Source organism: Paraburkholderia piptadeniae (genome assembly GCF_900007165.1).
GTDB lineage: Bacteria > Pseudomonadota > Gammaproteobacteria > Burkholderiales > Burkholderiaceae > Paraburkholderia > Paraburkholderia piptadeniae.
On sequence record NZ_CYGY02000013.1, the window covers coordinates 80,709 to 96,250 of the forward strand.

Sequence of the window (15,542 nt, forward strand, 5' to 3'; positions counted from 1 at the left end):
TCAGAACGACGACCCCGGCTCGCGCAGGAACGCGATTTCTTCATCGGTGGAAGGACGGCCGAGCAGCGAATTGCGATGCGGAAATCGCCCGAAGCGCTCGACGATCTTCGCATGCCGCACGGCCGAGCGCGCATACGATGGGTCCAGCCCTTGCGTTTCGAGCAGCGCGTACAGGCGCACGCCTTCGCGCTGGCCTTCCAGCGTTTCGTCGTGCTCGAACGGGATATACGCGAACGCGCGGTGATAGACGGTCGGCAGCAACAGGTCGCTGCCCTCTTCGACCATCCGGCGCGCGATGCCGACCGCCTGCGCATCACCGTCATACATACGCGCCGTATGCCGATGACAGTTGCGCGTGAACTGATCGAGCACGATCACGAGCGCGAGCGAGCCGAGCGGCGTATCGAGCCACGCGTCGAGTTCATGCGCGAGCGCCGCTTCGATCAGCGCGCCGAAGCGCTCGCGCAGCATCGCGTCGAACGCGTCGCTGCGCCTGAACCAGCACTTGCGGTCGGTGCCGTATTCGTGCGAGCCGGGCGCGCCGAACCAGCAGTCGAGCACATCGCGCGCACGCGCATCGAGCGATGCGTAGTCGCCTCGCGCCGAATACGCGGCCGCGTCGAACCGCGCGCTCATGCGAACTCCAGCACCAGTCGCCGCGTGCGCGCACTCTTCTTTTCCAGCTTTGCGATGCGCAGCGCGCCGATCTCCTGCGTATTGCGCACATGCGTGCCGCCGCACGGCTGCAGATCGACGCCTTCGATGCGCAGCAACCGCACGCGTCCGAGCCCCATCGGCGGCTTCACGCTCATCGTGCGCACGAGTTCGGGGCGCGCGACCATTTCGTCGTCGGTGATCCATTGCGTCGCGACGGCATGCGCGCCGCCCACCAGCTCGGCGAGCCGCGCTTCGACCTGCTCGCGCCCGATCGGCTCGACGGTCGCGAAGTCGAGCCGCGCGTAGGCGGACGTGATGCTGCAGCCGTCGACGGGATACGGCAGCACCGCGCACATCAGGTGACTCGCCGTGTGCAGCCGCATGTGCCGATAGCGGCGCTCCCAGTCGATCTGCGCCGACACCCGCTGCCCGACGGCAAGCTGCGCGAGCAGCGCTTCCTGGCCGGGCGCGGGAACGTGGACGGCATCGTCGGGCGTCGCGCCTTCGAATGCCGCCTTGCGCGTATCGGCGATCTCGATGCGCGTGCCGTCGGCCAGCGTCAGTACGCCCGCATCGCCCGCCTGGCCGCCGCCGAGCGGATAGAACACCGTCTGGTCGAGATGGATGCCCTGCTCGTCGATTGCGGTGATGGCCGCGTCGCAGTGGGTCAGATAGGCGTCGTCGCGAAAGAGCGCGCGGGTCGTCATCGAGTGTCTCCTGATTCTTTGTACGTGTCGGACATTATGCCGGGATCGCAAATGTCCGCCGCGTTCACATCGAGGCGCGAGCGGCGGAACTGTACCGGGCGTTTGCGCGTGTCGCTTCGCGAAGCATCCCGCACGTCCGCTTCATCATCGCGACTGCACGACGGCACCCCTTCGCAACCGCGTCAGCACCCGGCTGGCATCCCGCCTGGCCGCGCCGCTCCCGACACCACTGCGCATCCCGGCCCATCAATCGCCATAGCCGCAAAGCCTCCAGCCGCATTGGGGCATTCCGCGGTTTCCTCCATCGGGTTTATTCGACGCCTGCCGACATGCGCGGAGGCATGCACATTCCTGCGGCCGATGGCAGGCATCGAATAAACCTTAACGATCCCGGTCTGACATAGTGCCCTCGCCGTTGTCGCCCCGCTCATCGGCCGCGTCAGGCGGCAGTCGACCCGTTGCTGCCGGTCGAGCAGGTGCGGTTCTAAGGACAGGCATCTGAGTGGAACGGCCATTCAGTTGGTATGAGGTGGCCTATCGGAGAGGGGCGTAGAATTTGACTGACGATAGGACACCGACCGATGACTTGCGATTGCCTTCAGCAGAAGGCTGACACAGAGAACGAACGCAGCACCATGCGAATCGCGCTCGCCCTCAATGCGACGATGTTTGTCGTAGGGATGGCAGCAGGCCTATGGGCGCAGTCAACCGGTTTGATGGCCGATGCCTTGGACATGCTCACTGATGCAGCCGCGTACGCACTAAGCCTGATGGCTATTACGCGTGGTGCCCAGTTCAAGCGGTACTCGGCCAGGTGGACGAGCGCAACGCTGCTCTTTCTCAGCGTCGGCATATCCGTCGATGTTGTTCGACGGTTTATGTTTGGTAGCGAGCCACTCGGCGGTGCCATGATTGCTTTCTCGTTGCTCTCGCTTGCGGTGAACGTGACGGTATTGCGGATGCTCTCGAGGTATCGTGAAGGCGAAGTGCATCTGCGCGCAAGCTGGATTTGCACACGAGCCGACGTCATTGCCAACTTCGGCGTGTTGGCTTCCGGCCTTCTGGTGCTTGCAACAGGCTGGCGATATGCAGACCTGTTGGCCGGAATCGGCATTGCAACCTACGTGGCAAAGGAAGCACTCGAAATCTGGCGGCAGGCAAGCGAGCCCGGCGAAGGCCGCCGCTCTCTCCAGGCGGACCATTGAGCACCAAGCCTCCGGGGTTCACAAGCCCTTGATTCAGGTCAAAGGCGAACCGGACCTTGCGCGTAGGCTAACTGTAGGGAACACCCGAAACTAGCTGTGCTCCAGTCCGCCGGAGGCGTTGTGAAAACACTTATGCTCGCCATGGCTATCAGCCTGGCCATGTCATCCCCGCTGCTCCACGCGGCACCAAAAGACGCGGCTGCCGCACAAAGCAGTTCCAAGGCTACAAGCCCAGATACCGCTGCGTTCGATAAGAGCCTGGCTCAGTTTCAGGAGCAGATGAAAACGATGCAGGCGCAGATGGACCAGATTCGTAAGACGCAAGACCCACAGGAGCGTCAGAAACTGCTCCAGCAACACTGGGCCACGATGCAAAGCGCGATGAGCACCATGCACGGCATGTGGGGACCCGGGATGATGGGTTACGGAGGAATGGGCCCCGGAATGATGGGCGGTGCGGGTCCCGGATGTTGCGGAGGTGGATGGGGACACATGGGTGGCTACTACTCGCGCCTGACACCCGAACAACTGCGACAGCGGCAGTACATGACCGACCAGTATCTCCGCATGCAGCAGGAAATGATGAACAACATGATGTGGCAACAGCAATACTGGATGGCCCCTCCCGCCAGTACGCAATAGCGAGCGATAATCTGATGAGAGACGGAAGGAGGGATGGCCATGAAACGGTCCTTCGCTCGATTTGCGGCGCTAGGCGGCCTCTGTTTCTCGTTGCCTGGATATGCCCAAATGGGGATGATGGGGCCCGGGCACATGATGATGGGCATGTCCATGGTTCGTCACCACTTCGTGATGGCGAACGGTATCGACCCTCAGTACGCTTCGGCGGAAAATCCCCTGCAGCCGTCCCAACCAAATCTCCTGAGCGGCAAAAGACTGTTTGAACAGAACTGCGCCCGATGCCATGGCCCGAGGGGACTAGGCGACGGTCCGGACGGTAAGAACCTGACTCCGCGTCCCGCAAACATTGCCGCCGTCAGCAAGATGCCGATGGCGTCCGACGGTTATCTTCTTTGGACCATATCAGAGGGTGGCGTCCCGGTCGGAAGCGCCATGCCGCCATTCAAGGGCGCGCTCAGGGAAGAAGATATCTGGAAAATCATCACATACGTCCGCTCGCTTTAGACTGACCACCCAGCGCAGGCCCTCATCCTGCGCAACGCTAAGGCTGCGCCTCGGATTTGCTGCGAACCCGAAAAAACTTCTCGACCGGAAGCACTGCCACCACTCCGTCACCGACGGCGCCGACGTGCGCGATATCCATGATTGTCGTGACCAGCGCATCGACGTTGTCCGCCTCGGTGAATACTTCGATTTTGATGTGTTCGGTCGTCCAGTCGTCAGCGAACACATTGGGATGTGCGCCGAACCCTCGTACCCGGGTCACAGTCATGCCGTGCACATGAATCGCTCCGAGCCGTCTTTCCAGCACCTCCGGAACGTCAGGCCTCACAACGGCGACAACGCATTTCAGGTCCATGTTCGCCTCCTTCAATCGATTGATGGGACACGGAGGACCGCTAACCCTTCGGCCCCCACCTTGCGTCGACGGCAGCCTGAATCTTGCCAGCGTCCTGAACCCCGGCCTGCGTCATTTGCCAGGCGATTCTCGCTGTGCCAAGGCATACCTCGCACGTGACTGCCATATTGTCTTCGAAGCATTGAAGATTGGAACGGTGTATGCCTCGATTTTCGCAGCCGCACCAGCAGTAGAGCTTGTTGAGTACAGCGGGAATTTGCGTCGCTACCCAGTAGGCGTGCCTGACGTCCTTGTCCACAAACTGATTGGGATTGAGAACGTGAGAGGCGTCCGAGCGGCCGCTCGGGATGATGCGTAGTCCATCCGGACGCAGCATGCCCACATGCCAGCCAGCGGCCTGGGCACTGTGAGCGGACGAGGCTGCCTTCTGCGGAGCGACTCTGGTCGGGTTACGTTGCATGAGCAACGGCCCGGACACGAGCGCTCCTACAACGGCAAGAATCAACGCCACGATGGCCAGCAGATACCAGCTGACCACCGGCTTACGTTCACTTTGCCGAGTTGCCTTCCGTCGCGGTGTTTGACTCTTCATCTCACGTCTCCCGACCCGCCTCCCCGGCCGTCCTGCCAGAGCTGCATTGCATGCCCACACGACTGGAACCCGTGCATCATGCTGAAATGTGCCGCCGTCATGCCCGCCGCACCAAGCACCGTAACGAGCCCGATGACAGCAAAGATTGCGACAAGGATGTTCAGTATTCGATTGCCGTTAAACATGACTTGCTCCTGCAAAAGCCTTGGGGCAGCCCGGCAAACCGCAATGACGGACCGCCCCTGCTGGTTGATGTGCTTACGAGCTAGAGCCGGATTGTGGCTTTCTCTCCTCGATTCCCTGGCTTGGAGCCGGCTCACGGTCCACATTCGAATGCATGCCTCTCATCATCAGCAGCATCGACAGCGGACAAGCCAGTGCGGAGACCGCAACGGCGAGCGTCGTCAGCGACCCTCGCAATTGAGGTAGCGCCCAGTACGCAACGCCGAGCGCAAGAGCAAGCGCAATAGCGGCCATCGTCTTCGTGTTGCACTTCATCATTCGTTCCCTTTGGAAGTCAGACTGGATGTTGATGCTCAAGCGCAGCACGCGTTACTTTGACGGCGTTGTTCCCGCCTGCTCGGCGTACTTGAGCATGATGTCGCCCATTGCACGCATCATTTCTCCATGCATGCGCATCGCAGTCTTCGGGTCCATGCCTGCCGTCCCGCCCATCATCGGGCAGCTTCCCATCATTCCGTTCATTCCCATCATGCCGCCCATCATCGAACCGTGTTCATACTCGCGGCCCTGCTGGGTTGCATTCGATGAACTGGCGGTGCCCGCTGCCAGGGCGACGGTACCTGTCGCGGCCAAAACCACGGAAGCAATGACGACTCGAATCAATTTCGCGTTCATACATGTATCTCCAGCTTCGAATATATCCAGATAAAACGTTGGTCGCGCACGGCCCCGCGCATTGCATGCGCGTCGGACGTGCGTGAAGCCACGGTGTCAAACCGCAAAAATCTAGTCGTTGAGCGAACTACAGCGAGCGGGGAGGAGGCGCCGGCAGTTCAGGAATGAACTGCTTCGCGAAGGGACTGGCGACAGCCCGGTAGACGGGTGAGGAAGGAACAACCTTAACCGTGTGGGTCATGGGTATGGCGGGCATTCCACAGAGGACGCCGCCAATGCTGCCATTACAGGACGGGTTGGTATTGACCGCGTGGTGATTGGCCACCTGCCCACACGCAGTCACTTCGGATACGTGTGCAGTATGCGTTTGCCGCTGCGCGCCCGGCATCGACGCGGTCATCGACTCCATTTGGGGGCAAAGCGACATCTGCGCCGGATAGCCGAGCAGCGGCAACCACGCAATCAGGAAGCAAGCGACCAGTTTGACCCAGAGCTTCATGGATTCAGTATATGCCTTGACACAAGAGGCTGTCACGGCGCGCAGCTACATTGGCATTTCGTATCAACGCTACTTCCCCCATTGCCTCAGGTGAGCCGCGAACGCGTCGGCACCGATGAATCCGACGAGTTGCGCACCAGGTTGCTGCCGGCCAGTTCTGTCGTAGAAGATGAGTGCTGGCGGCCCGAATAACCCGAAGCGACGGAGCATCGCGGTGTCCTCCGGCGTGTTCTTTGTCACGTCGATGCGCAACAGCTTCCAGTGAGCGAATTCAATGACGACCTGAGGGTCCGTGAACGTAAATCGCTCAAGCTCCTTGCAACTGATGCACCAGTCAGCGTAGAAATCGACCATGACCGGCTGACCATTCGCCGCCTTGAGCGCCTGGTCCAGTTCGGCGTTCGACCGTATTGCTTCGAACCGTGTGTTCGAGTTCCCTTCCGCCTTCGCGCGTGGTGTCGAGGACGTGCGCATCACACCGCCGAGCGGCTCCAGGATGTCGAAGTTGCCTGACACGACTCCAATGAACTCCGCGACGCCTGCGACCAGGAGCAGCACACCGACCGCTTTCCCCAGGCGGAAAATGCCAGGTGCTTCGGCCGGCAATGGGTCGATGGCCCGGAGCATCATGCCGCAGCTCACGAGCAACGCCGCGACGAGCACCATCAGCAGCCAGTCCGGCAACAGCGAATAAACAAACCACAGGGCGGCTGAGAGCAGCAGAAAGCCCAATGCATTCTGTACCGCTACCATCCATCGGCCAGCTCTCGGGAGTACCTGGGCACCAAACGTCCCGACCGCCAGCAGCGGAATCCCCAGTCCTAACGCCAACACGTACAGAGCAAGGGCGCCACCGAGCACATCGTGACTGTTCGCGATATACAGCAGCGCGCCCGCAAGCACAGGCGTTGAGCATGGTCCGACAATCAGGGCAGACAACATGCCCATTACGAACACCGCCCCAACACGGCCGCCGGGCAGCCGGTTAGTCCATGCCGAGGCTCTTGTTTGCAAACTGGCCGGCAACTGAAAACGGAACACGCCGAACATGGCAAGCGCCAGGAATACCATCAGCGCACCAAACGCTGCGAGCACCCATGACCGCTGGGTAACCGCGACGAGCGGAATTCCAGCCAACGCGGCAAGCGTTCCCGCAACAGCGTAGGTGAGCGCGAGGCCCTGCACGTAGGCGAATGAAAGTCTAAAGCCTCTATAAAGTGTTGGCCTCTCCCGGCCACCACCTATGACAGCCGTCACGATGGGAACCAGTGGATACATGCAAACCGTTCCGGCCATCAGCAGGCCCGCGAGCAGGAATCCAAGCAATTCGGGTACTGAAATGCCATCTGCGGGTCGCAGGTTGATACCGAATACCGTGAGCGAAGGATTCACGCCGGTGTCGGGGAATCCGGCTGCGCTGGCCGTGGTGTTGTTCCCGGCCGCGACGGAAGTGACGACTCCGTTGGCCGCGATTCGATAGGTGCGCGTCTGCGGTGGGTAGCAGACACCGAGGTCCGCGCATCCCTGGGAAGTGACGGATAGAACCACGCTGGTCGAGACTGGACGAGGCAACGCAAGCCGGATTTGCACCGGCCGGTGGTAGACCGTGACCATGCCGAACGTCGGGTCGTTCTTCACTTCTCCGGGTGGCATCTGGTCCGGCTTGATGGGTGCGCCGTCGACTGCGAAGTCGAACCGGTCCCGATACAGGTAATACCCAGTGTGCGTCCTGAAATCGAGGGTGACCTGCTGAGGCGCACTGAGCTTAACCGTCAACGGGAATGCCTGGTCAGGTGGCAGCAGGTCGGTCTCGCTTACGGCATGTGCAGCCAGAGACGTCAGCGCGACGAACAGGATAAGTGCGACGTGCAACACCCGACTGAACGCGTCGTTCACACGGCAACTCCATTGCCCGACGTTGATTGATACGTCCCGCATCTCTCGCTCCCTCCAAGCAAACCGGTCCGCAGGCCAACGGGTAACGTTCAGCCTGCGGTTACCGTGTCAGCAGCGCATCACGACTGTTTTTCCATCTTCACGATGGTCAGCGTACCGTTGACGTTTTCAACGCGCACCTTGACCTTGTCGCCTTCGTGAACCTGCCTGGCCATCGCTGCATCCTTCGCCTTGAACGCCATGGTCATCGGCGGCATGCCGACGTTCTCCAGTGCGCCGTGTTTCAGCGTGACCATGCCCGTGGCGGTATCGACGTTCTTGACCTCGGCATCAGTCAGGGCTGCGCTGGCTGATGCCTTCATTGCCGAAGGTTTCCCGGACATGCTCATGCCGGCCATGTCGTCACCTGCGAACGAGGGTGTAGCCACAATGGCTGCGATAGCTGAAAACGCAACAATCATCTTCTTCATTGAATCTCTCCAGTTTCGGTTGATGGCACTTTCGCGCCGGAAGGTACTGCATGAGAAAACCGCGTGTCCTTGCTTCGCGCAACTCGACGGCGCTGTAACAGGAACCAGGCTGCGGGGATGACGAACATCGAGAGAATGGGCGCGGTCACCATTCCGCCCACCATTGGGGCGGCGATGCGCTGCATGACTTCGGAGCCAGCGCCATGGCCGACCATGATGGGAATAAGGCCGGCCAGTACGACGGCAACTGTCATCGCTTTCGGCCGCACGCGCAGCACGGCGCCTTCGCGAATCGCGTCGAGCAGCGTCGCCTCGTCAAGAGGCTCACCGAGTTCGAGTCGCCGGTTGAGAGCGCCCTTCAAGTAAAGCAGCATGACGACGCCGAACTCAGCCGCTACACCGGCGAGCGCGATGAATCCCACGGATGTCGCGACCGATACCGCATGACCCAGAATCCATATGAACCAGAATCCACCGACCAGCGCGAATGGCACCGTCGACATCAGGAGGAGCGCGTCGGCAGCCGAGTTGAACGTCAGAAACAGCAGGACGAAGATGACTACGAGCGTCACGGGAACGACGGTTCGCAACTTTGCCTCCGCGCGCTCGAGGTACTCGAACTGGCCCGACCAGCTAATCGAGTACCCAGGCGGAAGCGTGACCTTTTTCGCCACGGCCTGCTGCATCGCTTTCACCGCTGACTGCAGGTCCACGTTCCGGATATCGACGTAGACATAGCCTGAAAGCCGTGCGTTTTCGCTGCGAATCGACGGCGGGCCGTCGGCAATCCCGATGTCGGCCACATCGCCGAGCTGGATTTGCGCGCCCCGGTCCGTGACCACTGGCAACTGGCGCAGCTTCTCGAGCGAGTCGCGTACCTCGCGCGGATAGCGGATATTGATGGGAAAGCGCTCCCGCCCCGCAATCACTTCGCCGACGTTTTCACCCCCGACGGCCGACGATACGACGGACTGGATATCGCTGACGGAAAGGCCGTAACGTGCGGCGGCCTGGCGGTTGATGTCGACGTCGATGTACCTGCCACCATTCAACCGCTCTGCAAGGGCTGATGTGACGCCTGGCACGTTCTTCACTGTGGCCTCGACCTGCGCGGCCACCTTGTCGATTTGATTGAGGTCCGGCCCGGAAATCTTCACGCCGACTGGCGACTTGATACCCGTCGACAGCATGTCCAGCCGGTTACGAATGGGCGGGACCCAGAGGTTTGACAGCCCTGGCACTTTCACGGTCCGGTCGAGTTCGTCCATGAGCTTCTCCGGCGTCATGCCGGGGCGCCACTGGCTTCTTGGTTTGAACTGAATCGTCGTCTCGAACATTTCGAGCCCTGGCGCCGGGTCCGTGGCAGTCTCAGCGCGGCCTGACTTGCCGAACACCGTTGCCACTTCGGGCACCGTCTTGATGAGCCGGTCGGTCTGCTGCAACAGCTCGGCCGCTTTCTCGGTCGAAATGCTGGGGAGCGCCGTCGGCATGTAAAGCAGGTCACCCTCGTCGAGCGGCGGCAGGAACTCTCCCCCCAACTTCGTTAGGGGAATCGCGGTGAGCACGAGCGCGACGACCGCCAGTCCGATGGTGAACCAGGGTCGCCGTAGCGTGGCTTCCAGCAACGGCCGGTACAGGCGCACCAGCACGCGATTGATGGGATTGGACGTCTCATGCGGGATGCGCCCGCGAATCAGGTATCCCATCAGCACTGGCACCAGGGTCACCGACAAACCGGCAGCCGCAGCAATCGTGTACGTCTTCGTGAACGCTAGCGGCGAGAAGAGCCTGCCCTCCTGTCCCTCCAGCGAAAACACCGGAATGAACGACAGCGTAATGATGAGCAGCGAGAAGAAGAGCGCCGGCCCCACCTCCGCCGCTGATGTCGCAATCAGCTCCCATCGCTGCGTCGCCGTTATCGGCTCATCGGGATGCTCGTGCTCGAACGCCTCCAGGTGCTTGTGGGCGTTTTCAATCATCACGATGGCAGCATCAATCATCGCGCCGATGGCAATCGCGATGCCGCCCAGCGACATGATGTTCGCATTGACGCCCTGATAGCGCATCACGATGAAGGCAGCGAGCACACCAAGCGGTAACGACAGGACGGCCACGAACGCGCTACGCAGATGGAACAGGAACACGGCGCAGACAATCCCGACGACGATGAACTCCTCGATGAGCTTGTCCTTCAGGTTGTCCACTGCGTTTTCGATGAGCTGTGAGCGGTCGTAGGTCGTCACGACCTCGACGCCGGCCGGTAACGAACGCTTCAGGTCAGCGAGCTTTGACTTCACCGCCTCGATGGTAGTCAGCGCATTCTTGCCGGAACGCATCACGACGACACCACCGGCCACTTCTCCTTCACCGTTGAATTCGGCAATGCCCCGACGCGGCTCGGGCCCAATCTGGATACGCGCAACATCGCCGAGCAGCACGGGAGTGCCCGCATCATTGGTCCGAAGGACGACATTACGGAAATCATCCAGCGAGTGCAGATAGCCTGATGAGCGAACCACGTATTCCGATTCGGCGAGTTCGAGGACCGAGCCACCGGACTCCTGGTTGGCCTTGCCGAGCGCGTCGGCGACCATCGTCTGCGTGATGCCGTATGCACGAAGCTTGTCCGGGTCGAGCACCACCTGGTACTGGCGCACCATCCCGCCAATGCTCGCCACTTCCGAGACGTCAGGAACGGCCTTGAGTTCGAACTTCAGGAACCAGTCATTGAGCGCTCTGAGTTGCCCAAGGTCATGCTTCCCGGTTTTGTCGACCAGCGCGTATTCATACACCCAGCCCACGCCCGTTGCGTCAGGACCCAGCGAAACCGTCGCGCCCTGAGGAAGGCGGCTTTGCACCTGGTTCAGGTATTCGAGCACGCGCGAGCGGGCCCAGTACGGGTCAGTTTTGTCATCGAACAGCACGTAGACGAACGCATCGCCGAACGAGGAATACGCACGGATGGTCTTCGCTCCGGGAACACCCAGGAGGGTCGTCGTGAGCGGATAGGTCACCTGGTCCTCGATGACCTGTGGCGCCTTGCCCGGATACGACGCCTTGATGATGACCTGCGTATCAGACAGGTCCGGCAGCGCATCCAGTGGCGTGTGCGTCACCGAGTACACACCCCACCCCGTGACGAGCACGGTCGCAAGCAGCACGAGGAAGCGGTTATGGATGGACCAGCGGATGAGGCGCGCAATCATTTCGGGCCTCCTGCCGGTTCAACCTTCGTCACCTGGTAACCGTCATCCGACTGTTTGAAGACGAAGTGGACGGTCTGGCCAGGCTTCACGTCCGGGAATGCATCGGATGCCGGCTTGCTGAACGTCATCGTCATCGCGGGCCAGCCGAGCGCCGGCACGGGCTGATGCGAGAAAGTGATGTCCTTACCCGTGACGTGTTCGACCTTGCCCGTTGTGTCGTAGGTCGCGGCCGCACTCGCAGTCGCAGCTGCAGTGGGCGCGGACGCCGCTGCCTCAGGAGCTGCCCCTGCGCCCGTACTGCCTTCGAGCCGTGGCAGCACCGATTTCAGACTGGCTTCTGAATCGATGAGGAACTGGCCGGACGCGACGACCGTCTCGCCATCGTTCAGGCCGCTGAGCGCCTCGGTTTCATTGCCGACCTCGTTGCCGACCGTAACCGCCACGGGTTGCAGGCGGCCATCCGCGTTCTTCACGATGACCACCGAGCGCTTGCCCGTCGTGATGACCGCCTCCGAGGGCACCAGCAGCCGCGAAACCGACTTCTCGCCGCCGACACGCACACGCATCAACATGCCGGGCGTCAGCTTCAGCGCAGCGTTGTCGATTTCAAGACGCGCCTGAAGCGTACGGCTCGTGGTGCGGATGCCCGGCAGCATTTCGCGAATCTTCCCGCTGAAGTGCCGCGTCGGGTCGCCGGAGAACGTGGCATCCACCGTCATGCCGGGCTGCACGCTTAGCGCGAGCGCTTCGGGAATTTCGACGATGAGCCAGAGCTTCGAGAGACCCGCGACCTTCGCAAGCGTCTGACCGGGCGTAACCTGCGCTCCTTCTCGCACATTCAGTTCGCTCACGACGCCGGTTTCGGGCGACGAGAGAACGACGTGTGTTTGAACCTTTCCTGTCCGGTCAAGGCTGGCGATGAGCCCGTCAGGAATCGAGAGCGCCCGCATCCGCGCGCGTGATGCCTCGAGCAGGCCCATGTCCATCCCGCCGCGCTTGAGCGACAGGTACTCTTCCTGCGGCGCGAGCCAGTCGGGCACGAAAAGGGACGCTATCGGCGCGCCCTTGCTTATCCGCTGCATCGGGGCGCTGGCGTACAGATGGTCGATATAACCGGTGACACGCGACTGCACGACGTCAGCCCGTGACTCATCGAACTGTGTAGTGCCCACCGCGTCGAATCCGTCCGAGGTGTCCTGCCGGTGCACGGTCGCATAGCGGATGCCGAGGTTTTGCTGCAAACCCGGGTCAATCTTGACGCCCGCCGTGCCACCGCCTTCATCCGCGTAGACGGGCTCCAGCTGCATATCCATAAAGGGCGACTTGCCGGGCTTGTCGAAATGCTGCGCAGGCACCATCGGGTCGTGCCAGTAGAGCACTTTCTTGCCAGTTTTCGGGTCCACCTTGTCGCCAGTTGAAGCTGTCGCAGCACCATTCACGGCTACGCCCATTCCATTTGTCGCGGCGTGACGTGTGCCCGCGAAGTAGCCTGCGCCAAGCAGGGCCGCGCCGGCGAATACCATTAGAACCGCGCGGACCAGTGGTTTATTCATCATCGTTCTCTCCTTCACTGGCCAGCAGCCATCGTCGATGGCACAACCTGGTACTCGAGCTGGGCCCAGGTCTGGGAAACATCACGTTTGAGGTCGAGCACCTGAAGCTGCGCATCAAGCTGCGCGCGACGTGCCGCGAACGTATCGGCAAGCGAGCCTGTCCCTGAACGGTAGGCAGCGTTCGCAAGTTGTACGCGCTGGTCCGCTGCAGGCAGCAGCGACTGGCTGAGATTGGCGATGCGTTCGCGGCCGCTGGCGAGATTGGCTGACTGGGCCTGGATATCCGCTTCAACCTGACGCTGTGTGTCCTCGTACAGCAGGCGCGCCTTGGTGGCGAGTTCTGCCTTCTCGGCGGCGTCGCGGTTCTGGCGGTCTTTGCGGTTGATGGGTAGCGGAATGCTCACGCCAACCGACACCATGTTCGAGTACGCACCACCGCGTTGCTGGTACGCAACTTCCCACGTCCAGTTGGGACTGCGCTCGCTGTTCGCGACCGCCGTGTCAGCGTCGGCGACAGCGATGTCGTCGGCTGCGGCTACCAGCGTGGGCTGGACCTGCTTCAGTTCCTCGGGGGGCAGCGACGACACGAACGACGCCGGCGCGGGCGGTTCACCTGTGACGTCGGAAACGGGCGTCGCGGTCCAGCGCGAAAGCGCGATGAGGGCAGTCTTGTACGTTTGCCCGGCCTTGAGCACCTGGTCCTGCGTCTGCGCGAGCATCGCCTGACCCTGCACGACATCTGCGGCCGTCGCCTTTGCGCCGCGGTACGAGGCTTTCGTCGCGGCGAGTTCGTGGTTCATGTGGTCCAACAGTTCCTGCTGCAGCGACACGGCTTTCTTTGCATAGATGGCGTTCAGCCATGCACCTGCCGTCTGCTGCCGGACGTTGGCGAGTTGCAGCAGATAGCCATCGTGTTCACGACCGACCATCTGGTTGGCCAATGTTGAGCGCAGTTGTCGCTTCTCACCCGAGACCCACTCCTGTTCGATGCCGATGCGGCGCATCGTCATGAAGTCCTGGCCGATGGTGAATTTCTGTGGCCCGGTGACCGGCAGGTTGTCGATACCAGCCTTGAGCGTCGGGTCTGGTAACTGGCCGGCCTTGACAGCGACTTCCGAGCTCGCGCGTTCCGATGCCTGCGCTGCCTGCATCGCAGCAGAGCGGTCGGTTGCGGACTGCAAGGCGGCCTCAAGCGTGAAGGATGCGTTCTGGGCGTGCGCGGCGGCGCTCGCGAGTATCAGCGCGACGACGGGCAGGCGCGCGCGCAGTGGTGCACGCCGGCGCGGCGTGCTGACAATTTGTGGTTGCATGTTCTAACCCCAACGGCGGAGACCCATAGGGAATCCACGTCCTGGACGCAGGACGACCTCACCGCAGACGCGGTGAACCAGTCAGCAAGGGATTAGATTGCTCGAGGAGGTCGCCACAGCCCGCCCGGTTCCCGGACGGTGAGCGACTGTGCATAGTGGAAGACGACGCGACTTCCCACCGACGTGGGGTGGCTGACGGTCGCGGTTACAGCGGGATAGTACAGACTGCCGAACTGGCACTGGGCGGTTATCTTGCAAAAACCGCCTTTTGCCTTGTCGGTCGAGGACGACTTCATCGAATCGCACCCGGGCATGGCGGCGGACATGTCATCGTCCATCGACATTGTCTGTTGCATCGGACATTCCCCGGCCATACCGCTGGCTGCCAGCCCACTGATGGGCAGCATCGCGCAAAGCAGCAGGATGAAGAGGGTCCTTAAAAAATTCATAGCGAGACTGGTAGCGACGCCATTTTAGCCAACTTCCTGAGATTGTGTCTGTGCGGTTGATGTCAGCAACGGTTCGGATAGGGTGCTTGCGATCGGACTTTGATATGTGTTGGAGATAATGCGCTTCGAGCCGCCGACGTCGGCGTGCTCCTTCAGTTCCTGCTTCGCGCCCCGCGTCATCTCGTGGCGCACCTTGCCGGCGCCCTTGACGACGAAGTGGATCGTCCCTCCTTTCGTGACGACGATCGATGCGTGCGATGCCAAATATGACGCCTCACAACACCAACGGCGTGGCGGTCGAGCCTGGGCAGACCGGTGATCGGGTGTGGCAATTTACGCGTGCCGGCACCTTCGATTTCGCCTTCCTACAACCCGGGCGGAAGTGCCGAGCGTCCGCAATGGGCTGTCACTCGACGAGGTCGAACGGCAGGTACCAAAGCTGCAGCGGACACTGGAATGTCTGAGTCGAGCCACCGACCAATGTCCGTAAGTGGCCCGAACCCGGAAGTTCGCTAACCACGCGGTGACCGCTGACAGTGGCGTCGTGCGAGCTTCCGGTCTCGTTAAGGTTTATTCGATGCCTGCCATCGGCCGCAGGAATGTGCATGCCTCCGCGCATGTCGGCAGGCGTCGAATAAA

At 61.5% G+C, this 15,542-nt stretch carries 19 protein-coding genes; 3 read left to right on the forward strand and 16 right to left on the reverse strand.

The features are described 5' to 3' along the window. Both BN2476_RS06390 and BN2476_RS06395 read right to left on the reverse strand, forming a co-directional pair. The gene (locus tag BN2476_RS06390; protein WP_087733320.1) at positions 1-636 is read right to left on the reverse strand and encodes a DUF924 family protein; all 636 of its coding nucleotides are present in this window, start codon (positions 634-636) and stop codon (positions 1-3) included. Next, entirely contained in the window at positions 633-1,364 is a 732-nt protein-coding gene (locus BN2476_RS06395; protein WP_087733321.1) for an alanyl-tRNA editing protein, read from the reverse strand. The genes BN2476_RS06390 and BN2476_RS06395 overlap by 4 nt, the downstream gene beginning before the upstream one ends. 581 nt (positions 1,365-1,945) lie before the next feature. Between BN2476_RS06395 and BN2476_RS06400 the strand changes: the two genes are divergently transcribed. From BN2476_RS06400 to BN2476_RS06410, 3 genes are all read left to right on the forward strand, one after another. Beyond that, positions 1,946-2,569, forward strand: coding sequence for a cation diffusion facilitator family transporter (locus BN2476_RS06400; RefSeq protein ID WP_087733322.1), 624 nt, complete (start codon positions 1,946-1,948; stop codon positions 2,567-2,569). A 120-nt stretch (positions 2,570-2,689) separates the two neighbouring features. After that, entirely contained in the window at positions 2,690-3,211 is a 522-nt protein-coding gene (locus BN2476_RS06405; protein WP_087733340.1) for a hypothetical protein, read from the forward strand. Between the two features lie 39 nt (positions 3,212-3,250). Beyond that, positions 3,251-3,715, forward strand: coding sequence for a c-type cytochrome (locus BN2476_RS06410; RefSeq protein ID WP_160111681.1), 465 nt, complete (start codon positions 3,251-3,253; stop codon positions 3,713-3,715). Between the two features lie 37 nt (positions 3,716-3,752). On the opposite strand, the gene BN2476_RS06415 is transcribed toward BN2476_RS06410, so the two are convergent. From BN2476_RS06415 to BN2476_RS47660, 14 genes are all read right to left on the reverse strand, one after another. Next, the gene (locus BN2476_RS06415) at positions 3,753-4,070 is read right to left on the reverse strand and encodes a P-II family nitrogen regulator (protein ID WP_087733324.1); all 318 of its coding nucleotides are present in this window, start codon (positions 4,068-4,070) and stop codon (positions 3,753-3,755) included. A 40-nt stretch (positions 4,071-4,110) separates the two neighbouring features. Beyond that, positions 4,111-4,662, reverse strand: coding sequence for a PCYCGC motif-containing (lipo)protein (locus BN2476_RS48020; protein WP_235850733.1), 552 nt, complete (start codon positions 4,660-4,662; stop codon positions 4,111-4,113). Continuing rightward, positions 4,659-4,847, reverse strand: a complete 189-nt coding sequence (locus BN2476_RS06425) for a hypothetical protein (RefSeq protein WP_143810912.1) — start codon at positions 4,845-4,847, stop codon at positions 4,659-4,661. The genes BN2476_RS48020 and BN2476_RS06425 overlap by 4 nt, the downstream gene beginning before the upstream one ends. Before the next feature lie 73 nt (positions 4,848-4,920). Beyond that, positions 4,921-5,202, reverse strand: coding sequence for a DUF2933 domain-containing protein (locus tag BN2476_RS06430; protein WP_235850734.1), 282 nt, complete (start codon positions 5,200-5,202; stop codon positions 4,921-4,923). Positions 5,203-5,214: 12 nt separating this feature from the next. After that, complete coding sequence (locus BN2476_RS06435; protein ID WP_087733326.1) at positions 5,215-5,520, reverse strand: hypothetical protein; 306 nt, start codon at positions 5,518-5,520, stop codon at positions 5,215-5,217. Positions 5,521-5,647: 127 nt separating this feature from the next. Next, positions 5,648-6,019, reverse strand: a complete 372-nt coding sequence (locus BN2476_RS06440) for a hypothetical protein (RefSeq protein WP_087733327.1) — start codon at positions 6,017-6,019, stop codon at positions 5,648-5,650. A 69-nt stretch (positions 6,020-6,088) separates the two neighbouring features. After that, entirely contained in the window at positions 6,089-7,915 is a 1,827-nt protein-coding gene (gene dsbD / locus BN2476_RS06445) for a protein-disulfide reductase DsbD (RefSeq protein ID WP_235850735.1), read from the reverse strand. Positions 7,916-8,034: 119 nt separating this feature from the next. After that, on the reverse strand, positions 8,035-8,385 hold the full coding sequence (locus BN2476_RS06450; RefSeq protein ID WP_087733329.1) for a copper-binding protein: 351 nt from the start codon (positions 8,383-8,385) through the stop codon (positions 8,035-8,037). Beyond that, positions 8,382-11,591 (reverse strand): efflux RND transporter permease subunit, encoded by a 3,210-nt coding sequence (locus BN2476_RS06455; RefSeq protein WP_087733330.1) that lies wholly within the window; start codon positions 11,589-11,591, stop codon positions 8,382-8,384. Before BN2476_RS06455 ends, BN2476_RS06450 begins: the two co-directional genes overlap by 4 nt. Beyond that, positions 11,588-13,147 carry an efflux RND transporter periplasmic adaptor subunit gene (locus BN2476_RS06460; RefSeq protein ID WP_087733331.1) on the reverse strand — a complete coding sequence of 520 codons (1,560 nt, stop codon included), beginning with the start codon at positions 13,145-13,147 and terminating at the stop codon, positions 11,588-11,590. The genes BN2476_RS06455 and BN2476_RS06460 overlap by 4 nt, the downstream gene beginning before the upstream one ends. An 11-nt stretch (positions 13,148-13,158) precedes the next feature. Further along, on the reverse strand, positions 13,159-14,454 hold the full coding sequence (locus tag BN2476_RS06465; RefSeq protein ID WP_087733332.1) for a TolC family protein: 1,296 nt from the start codon (positions 14,452-14,454) through the stop codon (positions 13,159-13,161). Between the two features lie 92 nt (positions 14,455-14,546). After that, a complete protein-coding gene (locus BN2476_RS06470; protein WP_087733333.1) occupies positions 14,547-14,903 on the reverse strand; it encodes a hypothetical protein in 357 nt (118 codons plus the stop codon). A gap of 24 nt (positions 14,904-14,927) precedes the next feature. Then, entirely contained in the window at positions 14,928-15,167 is a 240-nt protein-coding gene (locus BN2476_RS47570) for a cupredoxin domain-containing protein (RefSeq protein WP_175607932.1), read from the reverse strand. A 142-nt stretch (positions 15,168-15,309) separates the two neighbouring features. Next, the coding region (locus BN2476_RS47660; RefSeq protein ID WP_218274502.1) for a hypothetical protein at positions 15,310-15,542 on the reverse strand (233 nt) is incomplete at its 5' end.